Source organism: Azospirillum sp. ST 5-10 (genome assembly GCF_051225715.1).
In the GTDB taxonomy this organism is placed as follows: Bacteria; Pseudomonadota; Alphaproteobacteria; order Azospirillales; family Azospirillaceae; genus Azospirillum.
Genome location: NZ_JBPJSP010000008.1, coordinates 26,334 through 44,398, shown reverse-complemented (window position 1 = coordinate 44,398; position 18,065 = coordinate 26,334). Strand labels below are relative to the sequence as shown.

Sequence of the window (18,065 nt, the reverse complement as noted above, 5' to 3'; positions counted from 1 at the left end):
GGGCGGCTCCGTGGCTTTGGCGTCAGCAATGGGCGGCGGGGGCGGCGGCCGGGCCGTCGACCGTCGCGGCGAAGGCGGCGAGGTGCGCGGCGATGGAGTGCAGCAGGGACAGGGCGAATTCCAGGTTTTTCCCGTCGAGGAACGGCGACAGGGCGTCGCGGCAGCCGGCGGTGTCGCCGCAGCCGGCGCAGGTGACGGCCCGCACGAAGGCGTGCTCCTCCGCGGTCAGGCGTTTGCAGGCCACGGGCCGGAGCTCGATGTCGCAGCGCGCGTGCTCGGCCAGCACCGTCATCAGGCCGTCCAGCGCCATCAGCAGGCTGCGGCCGGCGCGCTGGCCCAGCCGGGCGCCCAACGGTTCCATCCTGATCCACCAGGATTGGCGCTCGAAGTGCCAGAGTCGCATGGCCACCACGAAGGCGCGGGTGGACGGGGGCAGGGCCAGGGTCTGCGGCATGGACGTCACCTCCGGTCTCGGGGCGTACAGACTGAATGATATTGCGAATTATTCGCATTTCTGCCATGCGGTGAAATGCCGCGGCGCATGGAACGGCTGCCCGTCACCCCTCGGCGAAGCCGGCGGCGAGGTGGTCGATCAGGCTGCGGACCGCCGGCACCAGCCCGCGTCGCGAGGGGAAGACGGCATGGATGAGGCCGGCCGGCGGGTTCCAGTCGGTGAGCACGGCGACGAGCGCGCCGTCGGCGAGGTCGTCCTGGACGAGGAACTGGGGCAGGCGGACGAGCCCGAGCCCGGCCACGGCGGCGCGGCGCAGCGTCTCCATGTCCTCGGTGACGAGGCGGGGGAGGTGGGGGACCGCCACCAGGGTGCCGTCCGGCCCCCGCAGCCGCCACAGGTGCTCGCCGGAAGCCGGCAGGTCGAGGCTGTCGAAGGCGGCGAGGTCTGCAGGGGTCTGCGGCGGGCGGCGCCCGGCGAACAGCGACGGTGCCCCGACGAGAACGTGGGCGCTGGGGGCCAGCGGGCGGACCACCAGGTCGCTGTCGTCGAGCGGCGGAATCCGCACCCGCAGGGCCAGGTCGAAGCCCTCCTCGATGACGTCGACCCGCCGCATCGTCGCCTCGGCGTGCAGGCGCACCCGGGGGTGGGCCGCCATGAACGCCGTCAGCATCGCCCCGACGTGGCTTTGCAGCAGGGGCCCAGGACAGCTCAGGCGGACCTGGCCCTGCGGCTCCGTCCGCACGCGGTCGACCGCCTCCTGGGCGGCCTCCGCCTCGGCGACCACCGCCAGGCAATGGCGGTGGTAGTTCTGGCCGATCTCGGTGACGGCGAAGCGGCGGGTCGAGCGCTGGATCAGCCGGACGCCGAGACGCTCCTCGAGGGCGGCGATGCGCCGGCTCAGCTTCGACTTGGGCAGGCCCAGCGCCCGGCCGGCGGCGGCGAAGCCGCGGTGCTCGACCACCTTGGCGAAGAGGTAGAGGTCGTTCAGGTCCTGCATCGCCGCGTCCCGCCGATCGTTCCATCCATGGGACGATGCGTAGCGGAATTGCCGCCTGACCGCAAATCCGTTCCGCCCGTAGATTCGGCGCAGAGGATCAACGGCGCCGTGGCGCCATTCGGGAGAACGGCAATGAGAATTCTGCACATCGATTCCAGCGCGCTGGGCGGCGCGTCCGTGTCGCGTGCGCTGACCGCCGAGGTGGTTGCCGCGCTGACGGCGGGTGAGCCGTCGGCGGAGGTGGTGCACCGCGACCTCGTCGCCGATCCGCCCGACCATCTGTCGCCGGAGCTGGTGACGGTGGTGAAGTTCCGCAACCTCGACGACCTGAACGAGCGGCAGCGCCGCGAACTCGCCCTGACGGACACCCTGGTGGACGAGTTCCTGGCGGCCGACACCGTGGTGATCGGCGCGCCGATGTACAATTTCTCGGTGCCGACCCAGCTCAAGGCCTGGCTCGACCGCATCGCCCAGGCCGGGCGCACCTTCCGCTACACCGCGGACGGTCCGGTCGGGCTGGCCGGCGGCAAGCGGGTGGTCATCGTGTCGTCGCGCGGCGGCAAGTACGCGGGGACGCCGGTGGAGGGCGCACTCGACCACCAGGAAGCGTTCCTGCGCGCCGTGCTCGGCTTCTTCGGCGTCACCGACGTGACGGTGATCCGTGCCGAGGGCACCGCCATGGGCCCCGAGGCGCGCGAGCGGGCGTTCGCCGAGGCGCGGGGCCAGATCGAACGCCTTGACCTGCGCGCGGCCGCCTGAGGGCCGTCCCGCCGTCCTTCCGAGTGCCTGCCGCCGGGACGTCGGCGATTCCTCCGGGTTGACGGATGCGGGGCCGGGTGCGTCATATCCGCCCCGCACGACCACCAGGGAGGACCGCCGATGACCGGCACGGCGCTCGTTCTGCTGTCCGGCGGCCAGGACTCGGCGACCTGCCTGGCCTGGGCGCTCGACCGCTTCGACCATGTGGAGACGGTGGGGTTCGACTACCGGCAGCGCCACGCCGTCGAGCTCGCCTGCCGCGCCTGGGTGCGCGCGGGCTTGGCCGCGCTCGACCCGGGCTGGGCGGCGCGGCTGGGCGAGGACCATATGCTCGACGCCGGCGTGCTGGCCGACCTCGGCGAGACGGCGATGACCGCCGATGTCGAGATCCGCACGACCGCGGCGGGCCTGCCCTCCACCTTCGTCCCCGGCCGCAACCTGCTGTTCTTCACCCTGGCCGCCGCCATCGCCTACCGGCGCGGCCTGAAGCACCTGGTCGGCGGCATGTGCGAGACCGACTATTCCGGTTATCCCGACTGCCGCGACGACACCATCAAGTCCCTCCAGGCCTCCCTCAACCTCGGCCTGGAGAGCCGTCTCGTCCTGCACACGCCGCTGATGTGGCTCGACAAGGCGGCGACCTGGGCGCTGGCCGAGGAACTCGGCGGCCGGCCTCTGGTCGCGCTGATCGCCGAGGACACCCACACCTGCTACAAGGGCGACCGCGAGCACCGCCACGCCTGGGGCTACGGCTGCGGCGACTGCCCGGCCTGCGCGCTGCGCCGCGACGGCTACGCCGCCTACGCGGCCCGGCGCGGCACCGCCGCCTGACAGGGCGCCGAGGTCCGGGCCGGACAAACCCGCTTAGCACGGAAGGCAAGGGAACGCCGACGGCGGGCGGATGTTGCCGGAATGCCGTGCTCCATCACAGCGCCGAGGACTTCGCCATGAAGCGACCGAGTTCCACCGCCCTGGCCGCCGCCCTGTTCGCCGCCGCGGCCGTGGGCGTCGCCCTGGCCCGGCCGCGCGTCGCGCCGTCCGGTCCGCGGGCGCGTCCCGCCGGGGGACGCAAGAGCGGGCGCACCCGGGCCCTCGAATCCGGCGCGCACCTCCTGCAGGGGCACTGGCCGCTGGACGACTTCGACGTCTACCTCGTCGGCTTCCATCCCATGAAGGACGATCCCGAACGGCAGTGCGAGGCGCACCATTTCTGCCGCCAGGTCAACGAGGACTTCATCGAGTGCGCGCTGTTCGACGGCAACACCGCCGACGCCAACCTCGTCGGCGTCGAGTACATCATCTCCGAGCGCCTGTTCGAGACGCTGCCGCCGGAGGAGCGGCCCTACTGGCACCCGCACAACGCCGAGATCCTGTCGGGCCAGCTCGTCGCCCCCGGCCTGCCGGAGGTGGCGGAGCACGCGCTGATGCGCTCGAAGATGAACAGCTACGGCAAGACCTGGCACCTCTGGGACACCGGCGGCACCCACGGCGAGGGCGATCCCCTGCCGGTCGGCGAGGCCAGGCTGATGTGGTCGTTCAGCCGGCTCGGCGAGGCGCGGGACTGGCTGATCCGGGAGCGCGACCGCCGCATGGGCGTCGACACCGAGGCCAAGCGTCGGGCCCGCGCCGATCTCACCGGCGACGCCCGCCCGCAGGAAGGGGTGGACGCGCTGCGCGGCCGCTACGCCGGCCCGACCCGCGAGATTCCCGGCGTGCTCGACAAGGCTTCGGCCCGCGCCGCCGCGGCGCCCGGCACGCCGGCGCCGCGGCGGTAGCGGGCGCCCGCCTCAATGGCGGGCGTAGACGGTGGGGCCGCCGGCGCCGCCGAAGGTCAGGACCTCGTACGGCTCGCCCGGGTTGTCCATCCCCGGCGCGCTCTGCGGCATGCCGGGCACGGCGAGCCCCTTCACCGCCGGCCTTTCCGTCAGCAGGCGGCGGACGTCGGCGGCGGGGACGTGGCCCTCGACGACGTAGCCGTCGACCACCGCGGTGTGGCACGAGCCCATGGTCTCCGGCACGCCCTTCTCGGCCTTCAGCGGCCAGACGTCGTCCATCTCGTGGACGCGCAGGGTGAAGCCGGCGGCCTTCATGTGGTCGATCCAGCCGCCGCAGCAACCGCAGGTCGGCGATTTCCAGACCTCGACCACCGTGCCGGCCGCGGCCGGCGCGCTGGTCAGCGCCGGGATGCCGACGGCGACGCCGCCCAGAAGGACGGCACCGGCGGCGCCGGCGAGAAGGAGTGTCCTGCGTTTCATGGCGTGTCTCCTCGAACGTGGCCGCCGCGCTCGGAGCGGCGGCGGCGGTTTTCACATCATGGCCACGGCGCCGGCCAGCGGCCGGCTTGGAATGTCGGGAATGGGAAAATCGGCCGGCGGCCCCGACGGGGGCCGGTCAGGCCGTGATGCGCGGCGGCGGCAGGGCCGGAGGCACGCCGACGCCCTCGGGCAGCCCGGCGGGCGCCAGGGCGACCGGATCGGCGGCGCGGGACGGGGCGGCGAGCATCCCGCCGGCGGGAAGGGCGGCCAGCGCCGGAACGCACGGTGCGCTCACGCAGCAGGAGGCGTCGGTGCTGCCGGAGACCGGGGGTGGCGGACAGGGAGTGTCGTCGCCCAAGGCGGTCCGTGACGGCGCAGCGGTGGCATCGGTTCCGACGCAGGCGTCGTGCGTGCCATGGGCCGCGGGGTGGGCGACGCCGCCGGAGACGACCGGAACCGCAAGCAGGGCTAGCGTCAGCAGCCCTGCGAGGAGGATCCTGGTTGTCGCGACCAAACGGCCCATCCGCACACCCCTTCCGGTCCCGGCGTCGGAAATGCCGGGCGGCACCGCATCCGGCCCCGTCCCGTCACCGTCAGCCTGACACGCGGCCGTCGCCTTGATCAAGATCATCCGGTGCGGCGATTGGCCGTGCCGCCCCGGCGCGAAACGGCCGCGCGGCCCGCCGGTTGAGGTGGGAAGACGGAACCGGACGTGCAAGGAGGCAAACCCGCCATGGGACAGCACACGGATGTGCGCCGGCCGGCGCGCGACGTCCTCGATGACCATCTCCGGACCTCGCGGAGCGAACCGGTGCAGGAGGATCTGGAACGCAACTTCGCTCCCGACCTGGTGGTGCTGACCCGCTGGGGGGTGTTCCGCGGCTACGACGGCATGAGGCAGCTCGCGGCCAAGCTGCGCCGCGAACTGCCCGACGCCCGCTTCTCCTACGACACCGTGGCGATGGAGAACGGCGTCGGGTTCCTGGCCTGGAAGGGCCGGGGGGCGAACGGCGCCCGCGTCGAGGACGGGGCCGACAGCTACGTCGTCCGCGATGGCCGCATCGTCGCCCAGACCATCCATTACACCGTGACCGGCGGGTAGGGGCGAACCGGCGGCGCGGGGGCGACGAAACGCGCCTTGACCTTCCCGTCGCTGGAAGCCCCATCTCTCTGTGCAGCATGGAAAAACGACGGAGCCGGGCATGGCTGAGGTGGCTGCACAGGACCGGACGGCGCGGCAGGCGCCGGCGTCCGGTACGATCGACATCGGCATCGGCGGCATGACCTGCGCCTCCTGCGTCGGGCGCGTCGAGAAGGCCATCCGGCGGGTGCCGGGCGTCACCGACGTCGCGGTCAACCTGGCGACGGAACGGGCGCACGTGGCCTTCGCCGGCGCGCCGGACCCGGCCGCCGTGGCCGAAGCGATCGACGCCGCCGGCTTCGAGGCGGCGGCCAGCGGGATCGACCTGCGGATCGACGGGATGACCTGCGCGTCGTGCGTCGGCCGGGTGGAGAAGGCGCTGAAGCGGGTGCCCGGCGTGACCGCCGCGTCGGTCAACCTCGCCACCGAACGGGCCCACGTCACCGGCCATGCCATCGACGCGGCCCGGCTGGTCGAGGCGGTGGAGGCCGCCGGCTTCGGCGCGACCCCCGTGTCCGAGGAGCAGGCGGCCGCCGCCGCCCCGGCGGAGGCCGCCGACCGCAGCCGCCGCGAGCTGCTGCACGTGGTCACCGCGGCGCTCCTGTCGCTGCCCCTGGTCGCCGGCATGGCGGGTGACCTGCTGGGGCTGGCGCTCATGCCGCCGGGCTGGCTGCAGTTCGCGCTGGCGACGCCGGTCCAGTTCGTCCTGGGCTGGCGCTTCTACCGGGCGGGCTACAAGGCGGTGCGCGCCGGCACCGGCAACATGGACCTGCTGGTGGCGCTCGGCACCTCGGCCGCCTGGGGCCTCAGCACCTGGACCCTGCTGACCGGGGCGCACGGTGGCCACGCGGCGCTCTATTTCGAGGGATCGGCCGTCCTCATCACCTTCGTGCTGCTGGGCAAGTGGCTGGAGGCCCGGGCCAAGGGCCAGACGGCGGCGGCGATCCGCGCCCTGATGGGGCTGCGGCCCGACACCGCGCGGCTGCGCCGCGGCGGCGCCGACGTCGAGGTGCCGGTCGGGCAGGTGCGGCCGGGCGACCTGGTGGTGGTCCGCCCGGGCGAGCGGATGCCGGTGGACGGCACGGTCGTCGAGGGCGCCGGCAGCGTCGACGAGAGCATGCTGACGGGCGAGCCGCTGCCGGTCGAGAAAGGGGAGGGCGCCCGGGTGACCGGCGGCTCCATCAACGTCGACGGCCTGCTGCTGGTGCGCACCACGGCGGTGGGCGCCGAGACCATGCTGGCGAAGATCGTCCGCCTGGTGGAGGGGGCCCAGGCGTCCAAGGCGCCGATCCAGCGCACGGTGGACCGGGTCGCCGCCGTCTTCGTGCCGGTGGTCCTGGCGGTCGCCGCGGTGACCCTGGCGGCCTGGTGGGTGGCTTCGGGCGATCCCGAGACGGCCATCATCACCGCCGTGTCGGTGCTGGTCATCGCCTGCCCCTGCGCCCTCGGGCTGGCGACGCCGACGGCCATCATGGTCGGCACCGGCGCCGCCGCCCGCCACGGCATCCTCATCAAGGACGCCGAGGCACTGGAGCGGGCCCACGCCGTCACCGCCGTCGCCTTCGACAAGACCGGCACCCTGACCGAGGGCCGGCCGCGGGTGACCGACCTCGTGCCGGCGGCGGGCGGGGACGAAGCCGCGGTGCTCCGCCTCGCCGCCACGCTCCAGCAGGGCAGCGAGCACCCGCTGGCCCACGCCGTGCGGGCGCGGGCGGACGCCGACGGCCTCGCCGCCGGCACCCTGGCCGATTTCCGGGCGCTGGCCGGGCGCGGCGTGGCCGGCACGGCGGACGGCCGCGCGGTGCTGCTGGGCACGCGCCGCCTGATGGCCGAGAACGGCCTCGCCGACACCGCCCTGGAGGAGCGGGCGGCGGCGCTGGAGGCGTCCGGGCGCACCGTGTCGTGGCTGGCCGAGACGGCGCCGCAGGCGCGGGTGCTGGGCCTCGTCGCCTTCGGCGACACGGTCAAGGAGAGCGCCGGCGAGGCCGTGCGCGCCCTGCACGCCCAGGGCATCGCCGCGGTCATGGTGACCGGCGACAGCCGCGGCGCGGCCGAGGCGGTGGCCGGCGAGCTCGGCATCGACCGCGTGTTCGCCGAGGTGCTGCCCGGCGACAAGGCCGAGGTGGTGGCGACCTTGAAGCGCGAAGGGAAGGTGGTGGCCATGGTGGGCGACGGCATCAACGACGCCCCGGCGCTGGCGGCGGCCGACGTCGGCATCGCCATGGCGACCGGCACCGACGTCGCCATGCACACCGCCGGCGTCACCCTGATGCGCGGCGACCCGGTGCTGGTGGGCGGGGCGGTCGACGTGTCGCGGCGGACCTACGCCAAGATCCGCCAGGGCCTGTTCTGGGCCTTCATCTACAACCTCGTCGGCATTCCGCTGGCCGCCTTCGGCTTCCTCAGCCCGGTCCTGGCGGGCGCCGCCATGGCGCTGAGCTCGGTCAGCGTGGTGCTGAACGCCCTGTCCCTGCGCGGCTGGGCGCCGCGGCAGCGGTGAGGCGAACCCTCCCTCGCCGCCGGCGGGGGAGGGTGGCGCCGAAGGCGCCGGGTGGGGGCTGGGTTCGGCCGGAATCCAGCCCGCCCCTAAGCCGGTCGATGCAGCGGCGCGGGCACGGCCGACGGCACCTTGCCCCCACCTTCCCAACCTCGCGGTTGGGCCCCTTCCTCCCCCGGCGGAGCCGGGGGAGGATGTGGTTGTCAGCGACGATCGAGAGCTGTCGAAGATGGGGGGAGGTCGGGAGCGGGGCGCGACGCGGCCACGCCGCAGGCCTCGGCCAGGATCTCGTAGGAGCGCAGCCGCGCCCGGTGGTCGTGGATGGCCGAAGCCACCATGATCTCGTCGGCGCCGGTGCGCTCGGCGAAGGCTTCCAGCCCGCGCCGGACCGTTTCGGCCGAGCCGACGAAGGAGCAGGCCAGCATGGTGGAGGCGTGGGCCTTCTCCATCGGCGTCCAGTAGTCCTCGATGTCGTCGATGGGCGGCGGAAGCTGGCCGCGGGTGCCGCGCACCAGGTTGGTGAAGCTCTGCTGGACCGAGGTGAAGAGCCGCCGGGCCTCGGCGTCGCTGTCGGCGGCGATCACGTTGACCCCGACCATGGCGTGGGGACGGCGGAGCTGTTCGGACGGCACGAAGGTGTCGCGGTAGAGCGGCAGCGCCTGCATCAGCGCGTCCGGCGCGAAATGCGAGGCGAAGGCGTAGGGCAGGCCGAAGGCGGCGGCGAGCTGGGATCCGAACAGGCTGGAGCCGAGGATCCACAAGGGAACCTCGGTGCCGGTGCCGGGCACCGCCTGCACCCGCTGGCCCGGCTGCAGGGGACCGAGCAGGGCCTGCAGCTCGCGCACGTCCTGGGGGAAGGACTCCGCCGCCATGGGGTCGCGGCGCAGCGCCCGCAGGGTGAGCTGGTCGGTGCCGGGCGCCCGGCCGAGGCCGAGGTCGATGCGGCCCGGGTGGAGGGACGCCAGGGTGCCGAACTGCTCGGCGATCACCAGCGGCGAATGGTTCGGCAGCATGATGCCGCCGGCGCCGACGCGGATGGTGCGCGTCGCCGCGGCGACGTGGGCGATCACCACCGAGGTCGCCGCGCTGGCGATGCCGACCATGTTGTGGTGCTCGGCCAGCCAGTAGCGGGTGTAGCCCCAGCGCTCGGCGTGCTGCGCCAGCTCGAGGGTGTTGCGCAGCGCGTCGCCCGGCGTGGCGCCGAGCGGCACCGGGGCGAGGTCGAGGACCGAGAGCGGCGGGATGCTCATGGGATCGGCGCTCCGGCCGGGGTGTCGGCGATGGTCTCGGGAAGCGGCTGGCCCTCGGGCACGAAGCGCAGGGCGACGGAATTGATGCAGAAGCGCAGGCCCGTCGGCGGCGGCCCGTCGGGGAAGACGTGGCCCTGGTGGCTGCCGCAGCGGGCGCACAGCGTCTCCACCCGCACCATGCCGTAGCTGTTGTCCTGCTTGAGCGCCACGTGCTCCTTGTCGAACGGCTCGGTGAAGCTGGGCCAGCCGGTGCCGGATTCGAACTTGGTGCCGCCGCGGAACAGCGGCAGGCCGCACAGCGCGCAGCAATAGGTGCCGGGCTCCTTGTTGGCGAGCAGCGAGCCGCAGAACGGCGCTTCGGTGCCGTGGCGCAGCAGCACCTCGCGCTCCTCCGGCGTGAGGCGGGATTCCAGCCGCGCGCGCTGTTCCGGCGTCGGCGGCGTCAGGTCGAAGCCCGAAGGCGAGCGGTGCGTCGTCATGGCGTCTCCAGTCGGTTCGGCGGGTGGGGTCAGCGGCCGAGCAGCGGCATGGCGGCTTCGGGGTAGCGGGCGCCGACGGCGGCACCCGGCGGGCAGGCGGCGTCGATGGCGGCGCGCTCGTCGGCGCTCAGGGTCACCGCGAGGGCGCCGAGGTTGTCCTCGAGGTAGCGCCGGCGCTTGGTCCCGGGGATCGGCACGACGTCCTCGCCGCGGGCCAGCACCCAGGCCAGGGCGAGCTGCGCCGGGGTGCAGCCCTTGGCCTGCGCCATCTCGGCGATGCGCCCCACGAGGTCGAGATTGCGCTGGAAGTTCGCGCCCTGGAAGCGCGGCGAGTTGCGCCGGTAGTCGTCGGGTTCCAGGTCCTCGAAGCGCTTGATCTGCCCGGTCAGGAAGCCGCGCCCCAGCGGGCTGTAGGCGACGAAGCCGATGCCCAGCTCGCGCACCGTCGGCAGGACGTCCTCTTCGGCGTCGCGGCTCCACAGGGAGTATTCGGTCTGCAGCGCGGCGATCGGGTGCACCGCGTGGGCGCGGCGGATCGTCCGCGGCCCGGCCTCCGACAGGCCGAGGAAGCGCACCTTGCCGGCGCGCACCAGCTCCGCCATGGCCCCCACCGTGTCCTCGATCGGCACGTCGGGGTCGACGCGGTGCTGGTAGTAGAGGTCGATGACCTCCACCCCGAGCCGCTTCAGGCTGGCCTCGCAGGCGGACCGGACGTAGTCCGGCCGGCCGTTGATGCCGAGGAAGGCGCCGTCGGCACCGCGCATGTTGCCGAACTTTGTGGCCAGCACGACGCGGTCGCGGCGGTCGCGGATGGCGCGCCCGACCAGCTCCTCGTTGCGCCCCACCCCGTACATGTCGGCGGTGTCGAGCAGGGTCACGCCGAGTTCCAGCGCCCGGTGGATCGTCGCTACGGATTCGGCGTCGTCGCGCCCGGCGTAGAACTCCGACATGCCCATGCAGCCGAGGCCGAGGGCGGAGACCTCCAATCCCTGGCCGAGCGTGCGCTTCTCCATTGCATTTCTCCCGCCGTTCCCTTTCGGACCGCCGTAGAGAGTAGTGCGGACGGGCGTGGCGGCATCCCCCGGAATGGCTGGCCTGTGCCGGACGCCGGGATCGGGGCTGCCGCGTCGCGGCGCCGTGGGGCATGATGCCCGTCATCGGCAAGGCGAACGACGAGGAGACGCACCCATGGAGTATCGCCCGCTCGGCCGGTCCGGCCTGATGGTGTCCCCGCTGTGCTTCGGCGGCAACGTGTTCGGCTGGACGGCCGACGAGGCGACGTCGCACCGCCTGCTCGACGCCTTTGTCGACGCCGGCTTCAACTTCATCGACACCGCCGATGTCTATTCCGCCTGGGCGCCCGGCAACCGCGGCGGCGAATCCGAGACCGTCATCGGCACATGGCTGAAGCGCCGCGGCGATCGCGACCGGGTGGTGATCGCCACCAAGGTCGGCTGGGAGCTGGGGCCGGGGCGCAAGGGCCTGTCGCCCGCCTACGTCCGCTCGGCCGTCGAGGAGTCGCTGCGCCGTCTGCAGACCGACCGCATCGACCTCTACCAGTCCCACGTCGACGACCCGGACACCCCGTTCGAGGACACGCTCGCCGCCTACCGCGACCTGATGGACCAGGGGAAGGTGCGGGCGGTCGGCGCCTCCAACCTCTCGGCGGCGCGCCTGCGCGACGCCCTGGGGGTCAGCGCGCGCACCGGCCTGCCGCGCTACGAGAGCCTGCAGCCGGGTTACAATCTCTACGACCGCGCCGACTATGAGGCGGAGCTGGAAGGGGTGTGCCGGGGCCACGGCCTCGGCGTCATCCCCTACTACTCCCTGGCCGCTGGCTTCCTCACCGGCAAGTACCGCTCGCCGGACGACGCGGGCAAGAGCGCCCGCGGCACCGGCGTCGTCGGCCGCTACCTGAACGACCGCGGCCGTGCCATCCTGGCCGCCCTCGACGAGGTCGCCGCCCAGCACCGGGTGACGCCGGCCCAGGTGGCGCTCGCCTGGCTGATGGCCCGCCCGGGCCTGACCGCGCCGATCGCCAGCGCCACGTCGCTCGACCAGCTCCGCGACCTCGTGGCGGCGGCGCATCTCCGGCTCGACGCGGCGTCGCTCGACCATCTGACGCGGGCGAGCGCGTGAGGCTTCGGCGGCGGTGCCGGACCGCCGCCGGCCCGACCGGCAGGCGGTCTCACTCCACCGGATTGCTGAGGCGGCCGATGCCGCCGACCTCGACCGTCACACGGTCGCCGGGGGACAGGAACCTCGGCGGGTTGAAGCCCAGGCCGACGCCGGCCGGCGTGCCGGTGGCGATGACGTCGCCGGGGTGCAGCGTGATGCCCGCCGACGCGGTGGCGACCATGGTCGGGATGTCGAAGATCAGATCACGGGTGTTGGCGTTCTGGCGCAGCTCGTCGTTGACCCAGGTGCGCACGTCGACGTTGGTGGCGTCGAGCGCGTCGGCGGTGACGATCCACGGCCCCATCGGGCAGAAGGTGTCGAACGACTTGCCCAGGAACCACTGCTTGTGGCGGGCCTGGACGTCGCGGGCGGTCACGTCGTTGATGATCGTATAGCCCCAGATGTGCGCGAAGGCGTCCTCGGGGGCGATGTTCTTGCCCTCCTTGCCGATGACGAGGGCCAGCTCGACTTCGTAGTCGATCTGCTCGCTGACGCCGCGGGGGAACAGGATCGGCTCCTCCGGCCCGATGACGCTTTCCGGCACCTTGGTGAAGAAGATCGGCGCTGCCGGCACGGCGTCGGCGGCACCGGACGCGCTGCTGTCGTAGCCGCTGCCCGCGAATTCCCGGGCATGCTCGTGGTAGTTCTTGCCGACGCAGAAGACGTTGCGCGCCGGACGCGGGATGGGCGCCTCGAGGCGAACGTCCGACAGGGGGAGCGACGGCGCGTCCAGGCGGATCCGCCCCTTGAGGTCGTCGAAGCGGCGGATGAGGTCGAGCATGTCCGCCACCGGCTCGCCCAGAACCGCCTCGAGCGGCCATACCCGCCCCTTGTCCGAATCGACGGCCGCGACGGTCCGTCGGCCGTCGTGGCGGATGGTCGCAAACTTCATCGTGCTGCTCCCCTGTTGATCCAATATTGACCCAATTGGCCGTGCCAATCGGCATCCATTCAGCGTGCGGTTGCCAATTAGGAGCCATTGGGAAGCGTTTGGTCAACAGAAAAGATGCCCTTCCCGCGGCTGCGGCCGCTCCGGACCGTTGCGCGCCGATGCGGATTTCGGCATATTGGGGAAGATTTGGGTCACGATGCGGACGGAGGCGACGATGGACGCGGGGAATCTCAGGGCGCGCGCGGCGTCGGCCGTCGGCGCCGCGCTGGATCTCATCGAGCGCGGCATCGCCGACGGCACCTGGGGGCCCGGCACCAAGCTGCCGACCGAGCGCGAGCTGGAGAGACGCTTCGGCGTCTCCCGCAACACGCTGCGCAAATGCCTGCAGGCGCTGGAGGAGCAGGGCAAGATCGTGCGCCACGTCGGCCGCGGCTCGTTCGTGACCGGCGCGCCGGCGGCGCCGGCCCGCGCGGACGGCGGCGATGGGGAAAGCCTCGTCCGGCGGATCCATGGCGCCAGCCCGGCGGAGGTGATGGAGCTGCGGCTGATGGTCGAACCGCGGGCCGCGGAACTGGCGGCGGGCCGTGCGAACGCCGCGGATCTCCAGCGCATCGAGGAGTGCCTGGTGCGCGCCGAGGGGGCCCGGGCGGTCGCCGAGTTCGAGCACTGGGACGGCATGCTGCACGTGGCCATCGTCGGCGCGGCGAAGAACGGCCTGCTGATGGACGTCTACGACGCCATCAACGAGGTCCGCAACCGGCCGGAATGGATCAAGCTGAAGGCGCGCACCCTGACGCCGGACCGGCGCGCCACCTACGAACGCCAGCACCGGCGGATCGTCGACGCACTCAAGGACCGCGACGGGGATCGGGCGCGCGCCGAGCTCGAGAATCACCTCCAGCTGGTCCGGTCGGGTCTGCTCGGCGGCTGAGGGTCCGGCCGGCGGCGTTGATCGGACGGGGCCGTTCTGCGAGAACGGCCCCGTCCTTCGGAGAACCCCATGTCCGTGCCGCCCGCCGATCCGCATCTGGTCCTCGACCTCGCCCGCGCCCACCCCGACGTGGTGCCGCTGGCGGCGACCGGCCTGTCCCGTGTCGACCAGGCCGAGGCCCGCGGCCTCGTCCCGCTGGGTCTGCCGCTGCCCAAGGGCCGGCGCGACCTGCTGGTGCCGGCGGAACGGCGCGAGGCCGTGGTCCGCGAGATCGCCGGCGCCGTCGACCGGGCGCACCGGCGCGACGCCCTGCTGGCCCAGGGACGGCGCGCGCTGGAGGGGTCGCGGGTGGCGCTCGCCGCCGCCGAGGACCGCACGCGGGTGCGGGCGACGCTCGCCGACGAGCTGCCCTGGCCGGGGCTGCCGGCGCCGGTGCGCCTCCAGGCGTCGCGCACCCTCGACCCGCTGGAACTGGGAGACCTCGACGATGCCGGGCTGCGCCGCCGCCTGGAGGAGGACCCGCAGCTCGCCGCCGGCGTGGAGGAGGCGCTGTCGCGCACGGCGGCGCGCCTGCGCCTCTACGCCGAGGATGCCGGCGACGCCGCCGACGCCTGGACCTTCGGGGCGCTGGCGGAGCGGCTGGGACGCGCCGCCCGCAACCGCGCCGACGCGGACGACCTGCTGGCCCGCTGGGACCGCGAGTTCGACCTGTGGCGGCGCGAGCGCGCGGAGGCGCGCGGCCGTGCCTACGTCGACCGCCATTTCGACTTCGCCCGCTTCGAACGGCTGTTCCCGGTGGCCCGCGGCATGGGGCGGCGGCTGGTGCTGGTGGTCGGCCCGACCAACTCCGGCAAGACGCACCGCGCCATCGCCGCCCTGAAGGAGGCCCGCGACGGCCTCTACCTGGCGCCGCTGCGCCTGCTCGCCCTGGAGGTGATGGAGCGGCTGAACGCCGAGGGAACGCCGGCCACCCTGCTGACCGGCGAGGAGGAACTGCGCACCCCCGGCGCCCGTCACACGGCGTCCACCATCGAGATGCTGGACCCCGACCGGCCGGTCGAGGTGGCGGTGATCGACGAGCTGCAGATGCTGGCCGATCCCGACCGCGGCTGGGCCTGGACGGCGGCGCTGCTGGGCGCCCCGGCCCGCACCGTCTACCTGCTCGGCGCGCCCGAGGTGCGCCCGCTGGTGGAGCGGATCGCCGGCCATCTCGGCGAGCCGCTGGAGGTCGTGGAGCTCGAGCGCAAGACGCCCCTGACCCTGCTGGAGCGCCGCCTGGAGTGGAGCGACGTGGCGCCCGGCGACGCCCTCATCGCCTTCTCCCGGCGCGAGGTGCACGCGGTGCGCGACACCCTGCTGGCGCGCGGCCTGTCGGTGGCGGCGGTGTACGGGGCGCTGGCCCCGGCGGTGCGGCGGCGCGAGGCGGCGCGCTTCCTGGCGGGGGAGGCCGACGTGGTGGTGGCGACCGACGCCATCGGCATGGGCCTGAACCTGCCGTGCCGGCGGGTGCTGTTCACCGCGCTGGAGAAGTTCGACGGCCGCGCCGTGCGGCCGCTGACCGCCACCGAGGTGCGGCAGATCGCCGGGCGCGCCGGCCGCTTCGGCCACCATGACGCCGGGGAGTTCGGCGTCGTCGCCCGCGGCACGCCCCAGGCCCTGCGCCGGCTGCTGGAGCAGGACGACCTGCGTCTCGGCCCGGGGGCGCCGCTGACGGTGCGGCCGTCGCGCGCCATGCTGGCGCGGCTGGCCGACCATCTCGGCAGCGCGGAGGTGACGCCGCTGATCGACGCCTTCGCTGTCGCCCGCACCGCCGACTCGCCCTACCGGGTCGGCGACCTGTCGGGGCTGCGCCGGCTGGCGCTCCTGCTGGACGCGCGGCGGCTGCCGCTGGCGACCCGGCTCGACCTGCTGCTCGCTCCGGCGGACCTGGAGGAGGAGGCGGACCGTCGCATCGTCGCCGCCATCCTCGACGCGGTGGAGGCGGGCGTGCCGCTGCCGCTCGGCCGCGTCGTGCCGGGCCGGCTGGACGGGCTCGACGCCGCCGAACTGGAGGGGCTGTCGCGCGCCTGCGATCTCTATTTCTGGGCGGCGCGCAAGGTGCCCGGCACCCTGCCCGACCGCGACCTCGTGCGCGCCCGGCGCGACGACATCGGCCGGCGCCTGTCGGAGGCCCTGGCGTCGCGGGCGCGCCGCCGGGAACCGCCGCCGGCCGCGGGATTCCGCGGCGCGCCGAGAAAGCGCTACGGGCCCCGCCGGCGCTGAGGGGTCAGGCCGGCGGAGCGGCGTCGGCGCCCGGCGTCGGCGCGCCGCCCGGCGCGATCCGGCCGACGCCGGGGATCTTGAGCGCCAGGTCCAGGGGATCGATGCCCAATGTCAGGCCCAGCAGGCTGACCTCCAGCCCTTCCTCCACGGCCAGGAGGACGCCGGCGAGGCCGAACAGGCTGACCTGCCAGCCGGTGCCGCTGGGTGCGCGCGCCAGCAGCGGCCAGCGCAGATAGTCCTTGCCGAGGGCCGTCGGCGGCAGGTCGAGGCGCAGCTCCGGCACGGCGCGCCCGACCCAGGCGGCGAAGGTGTTGCTGTTGGGGCCGGGCCACACCCGGTATTCGCCGCTGTAGGGATAGGTGCGGGCGGCCTCGGCGATCTTGGGGATGGCCGCCTGCGCCTCGGCCCCGCGCAGTTCCGCCAGGACGGTGGGGCGGGCGCCGAACCAGCGGCCGTCGGGCGCGCGCTGGGTGACGGCGACCGCCGGCAGGCCGCGGTACGCCCGCCAGCCGATCACCTCGTAGACGGTGTAGGCGGCGGCTCCCGCCGGCTTGACGGCGAACCAGGGATGCACGCCGAAGGCGCCGCGCCACGACAGGGCGCGCGCGGCATAGACCTGGACGACCGCTTCCGGCGTCGTCGCCGGGTCCGGGGCGAGGCCGACGGCGGTGCGGTCGGCCGTCGCCCAGTCGACGCGCAGGGCCACCGTGCCCGAGGCGACGACGAAGGCCGGTCCGGCCAGCAGCAGGACCAGCACCAGGAAAAACGCCGCGACCACCCTCACCCGACCTCCGTCCCGCCGACGCCGGCACGCTCATCTTGAACGTAGATCGTCACGGGGCTGCCCGGTGTCCAGGGCGGGATCAGCGTCCCCCGCCGGCGGCGGCCTTGCCGAGCCAGGACGCGGCCGTCCGGCGCTCCAGCGTGGCGAGATCCGGCACGGGGGCCATGCCGAACCGCGGCGACGCCGCCCAGTCCGGAACGGCACCCGGGAAAGCCAGGAGGTTGGCGTTGACCACATTGCCGAACACGTTGCTGGGATTGCCCTTCCAGTTGGAGTGGACGAACAGGCGGGGGATCATCAGGACCGCCCGGTAACCCAGGCCGGTGATCGCCTCGAACCAGGGCCGCACCCGCTCCGGCCGCTCCGCCTCGATGCAGAGCACCGGGCGGTGCGCGGCGATCGTCGCCATCGCCCCGGCGACCACCTCGGCCTCCGCCCCTTCGACGTCGATCTTCACGAAGTGGCATGCGTCCAGGGCGAAGCTGTCGATGGTGCGGCGTTCGACTGGCCGGCGGACGCCGGAGGCCGTCGCCGCGCCGATCCCCCCGAAGTTGGCCGAGGCGGTCAACGGCACCTGCGGAAACTCCGTCCGCCCGGCGTCGGCTCCCAGGCAGACGTTCCACGTCTCGACGTTGGTCGCGGCGGCCAGCATGAGGTTGGCGTTCAGCACCTGGAACACCGCCCGCTGCGGCTCGAACGCCAGCACGCGCCCGCCGTCGCCGACCAGCGTGGAGAAGAGCACGGTGTGCGCCCCGATGTTGGCCCCGGCGTCGACCACCGTCTGCCCCCTGGCGACGGCCAGGCGGAACACCTCGATCTCCAGGCGGGCGTACTCGCCGTATTCCTCCAGGCTGCGCCCGACGTAGCGGTCGTTTCGGGGGTAGAACATCGGCCCGAGGCGGGTCTCGGTCAGACCGATCGTGGGATGCTCGTCGAAGCTGGTCATCGCACACCGTCGTCGTCTTGCGTTCCGCCGGGCGGTGTCGCACGCGGCGCGATGCGGCGCAAGATCCGTCGTGGCGGCCGGTCGGTCGCGAAGAATTGGAACAAGGACTGGCATGGTCCGAGTTTTTCGCTTGCGCTCCGAAACACGGACTCATATAGTCCTTGTTATGACGCGCTTCGCCGGTCCCGCAGGGCCGGACGGTCGAGCGGCCGCGATCCCGCCGGGGACACGGTGTCCGTC

At 73.7% G+C, this 18,065-nt stretch carries 18 protein-coding genes; 8 read left to right on the top strand and 10 right to left on the bottom strand.

From position 1 onward, the window contains the following. Positions 1-22: 22 nt before the first annotated feature. Complete coding sequence (locus ACSBPG_RS11470; RefSeq protein WP_435537294.1) at positions 23-454, bottom strand: hypothetical protein; 432 nt, start codon at positions 452-454, stop codon at positions 23-25. 103 nt (positions 455-557) lie between these two features. Further along, complete coding sequence (locus tag ACSBPG_RS11465) at positions 558-1,451, bottom strand: LysR substrate-binding domain-containing protein (RefSeq protein WP_435537293.1); 894 nt, start codon at positions 1,449-1,451, stop codon at positions 558-560. 132 nt (positions 1,452-1,583) lie between these two features. On the opposite strand from ACSBPG_RS11465, the gene ACSBPG_RS11460 reads away from it, so the two are divergent. The 3 genes from ACSBPG_RS11460 (at position 1,584) to ACSBPG_RS11450 (ending at position 3,985) form a co-directional block, all read left to right on the top strand. Continuing rightward, the gene (locus ACSBPG_RS11460; protein WP_435537292.1) at positions 1,584-2,210 is read left to right on the top strand and encodes an FMN-dependent NADH-azoreductase; all 627 of its coding nucleotides are present in this window, start codon (positions 1,584-1,586) and stop codon (positions 2,208-2,210) included. A 120-nt stretch (positions 2,211-2,330) separates the two neighbouring features. Next, positions 2,331-3,041 carry a 7-cyano-7-deazaguanine synthase QueC gene (gene queC / locus ACSBPG_RS11455; protein WP_435537291.1) on the top strand — a complete coding sequence of 237 codons (711 nt, stop codon included), beginning with the start codon at positions 2,331-2,333 and terminating at the stop codon, positions 3,039-3,041. A 116-nt stretch (positions 3,042-3,157) separates the two neighbouring features. After that, positions 3,158-3,985 carry an OBAP family protein gene (locus ACSBPG_RS11450; RefSeq protein WP_435537290.1) on the top strand — a complete coding sequence of 276 codons (828 nt, stop codon included), beginning with the start codon at positions 3,158-3,160 and terminating at the stop codon, positions 3,983-3,985. Between the two features lie 12 nt (positions 3,986-3,997). On the opposite strand, the gene ACSBPG_RS11445 is transcribed toward ACSBPG_RS11450, so the two are convergent. Beyond that, a complete protein-coding gene (locus tag ACSBPG_RS11445) occupies positions 3,998-4,465 on the bottom strand; it encodes a DUF411 domain-containing protein (protein ID WP_435537289.1) in 468 nt (155 codons plus the stop codon). 136 nt (positions 4,466-4,601) lie between these two features. Beyond that, positions 4,602-5,252, bottom strand: a complete 651-nt coding sequence (locus tag ACSBPG_RS11440) for a hypothetical protein (RefSeq protein ID WP_435537288.1) — start codon at positions 5,250-5,252, stop codon at positions 4,602-4,604. 24 nt (positions 5,253-5,276) lie between these two features. Between ACSBPG_RS11440 and ACSBPG_RS11435 the strand changes: the two genes are divergently transcribed. Together ACSBPG_RS11435 and ACSBPG_RS11430 are read left to right on the top strand one after the other, a co-directional pair. Beyond that, positions 5,277-5,567, top strand: a complete 291-nt coding sequence (locus ACSBPG_RS11435; RefSeq protein ID WP_435537287.1) for a nuclear transport factor 2 family protein — start codon at positions 5,277-5,279, stop codon at positions 5,565-5,567. A gap of 100 nt (positions 5,568-5,667) precedes the next feature. Continuing rightward, complete coding sequence (locus ACSBPG_RS11430; RefSeq protein WP_435537286.1) at positions 5,668-8,106, top strand: heavy metal translocating P-type ATPase; 2,439 nt, start codon at positions 5,668-5,670, stop codon at positions 8,104-8,106. A 200-nt stretch (positions 8,107-8,306) separates the two neighbouring features. Here the strand turns inward: ACSBPG_RS11430 and ACSBPG_RS11425 are convergent, their stop codons facing one another. From ACSBPG_RS11425 to ACSBPG_RS11415, 3 genes are read right to left on the bottom strand one after another with little or no spacing between them, the layout of a single operon-like run. After that, positions 8,307-9,347, bottom strand: a complete 1,041-nt coding sequence (locus ACSBPG_RS11425) for an LLM class flavin-dependent oxidoreductase (RefSeq protein WP_435537446.1) — start codon at positions 9,345-9,347, stop codon at positions 8,307-8,309. 2 nt (positions 9,348-9,349) lie between these two features. Continuing rightward, on the bottom strand, positions 9,350-9,832 hold the full coding sequence (msrB, locus tag ACSBPG_RS11420) for a peptide-methionine (R)-S-oxide reductase MsrB (RefSeq protein ID WP_435537285.1): 483 nt from the start codon (positions 9,830-9,832) through the stop codon (positions 9,350-9,352). 29 nt (positions 9,833-9,861) lie between these two features. Further along, a complete protein-coding gene (locus ACSBPG_RS11415) occupies positions 9,862-10,845 on the bottom strand; it encodes an aldo/keto reductase (protein WP_435537284.1) in 984 nt (327 codons plus the stop codon). Between the two features lie 175 nt (positions 10,846-11,020). On the opposite strand from ACSBPG_RS11415, the gene ACSBPG_RS11410 reads away from it, so the two are divergent. After that, positions 11,021-11,971 (top strand): aldo/keto reductase, encoded by a 951-nt coding sequence (locus ACSBPG_RS11410; RefSeq protein ID WP_435537283.1) that lies wholly within the window; start codon positions 11,021-11,023, stop codon positions 11,969-11,971. Between the two features lie 49 nt (positions 11,972-12,020). Here the strand turns inward: ACSBPG_RS11410 and ACSBPG_RS11405 are convergent, their stop codons facing one another. Then, positions 12,021-12,902: a fumarylacetoacetate hydrolase family protein gene (locus tag ACSBPG_RS11405; RefSeq protein ID WP_435537282.1), complete on the bottom strand. Its 882-nt coding sequence runs from the start codon at positions 12,900-12,902 to the stop codon at positions 12,021-12,023. Positions 12,903-13,116: 214 nt separating this feature from the next. On the opposite strand from ACSBPG_RS11405, the gene ACSBPG_RS11400 reads away from it, so the two are divergent. Both ACSBPG_RS11400 and ACSBPG_RS11395 read left to right on the top strand, forming a co-directional pair. Then, the gene (locus ACSBPG_RS11400; RefSeq protein ID WP_435537281.1) at positions 13,117-13,833 is read left to right on the top strand and encodes a FadR/GntR family transcriptional regulator; all 717 of its coding nucleotides are present in this window, start codon (positions 13,117-13,119) and stop codon (positions 13,831-13,833) included. Positions 13,834-13,902: 69 nt separating this feature from the next. Beyond that, positions 13,903-16,095 (top strand): helicase-related protein, encoded by a 2,193-nt coding sequence (locus tag ACSBPG_RS11395; RefSeq protein WP_435537280.1) that lies wholly within the window; start codon positions 13,903-13,905, stop codon positions 16,093-16,095. A 4-nt stretch (positions 16,096-16,099) separates the two neighbouring features. Here the strand turns inward: ACSBPG_RS11395 and ACSBPG_RS11390 are convergent, their stop codons facing one another. Further along, positions 16,100-16,873, bottom strand: coding sequence for a DUF3750 domain-containing protein (locus tag ACSBPG_RS11390; protein ID WP_435537279.1), 774 nt, complete (start codon positions 16,871-16,873; stop codon positions 16,100-16,102). 85 nt (positions 16,874-16,958) lie between these two features. Next, positions 16,959-17,825 carry an FkbM family methyltransferase gene (locus tag ACSBPG_RS11385; RefSeq protein WP_435537278.1) on the bottom strand — a complete coding sequence of 289 codons (867 nt, stop codon included), beginning with the start codon at positions 17,823-17,825 and terminating at the stop codon, positions 16,959-16,961. Between the last annotated feature and the right edge of the window lie 240 nt (positions 17,826-18,065).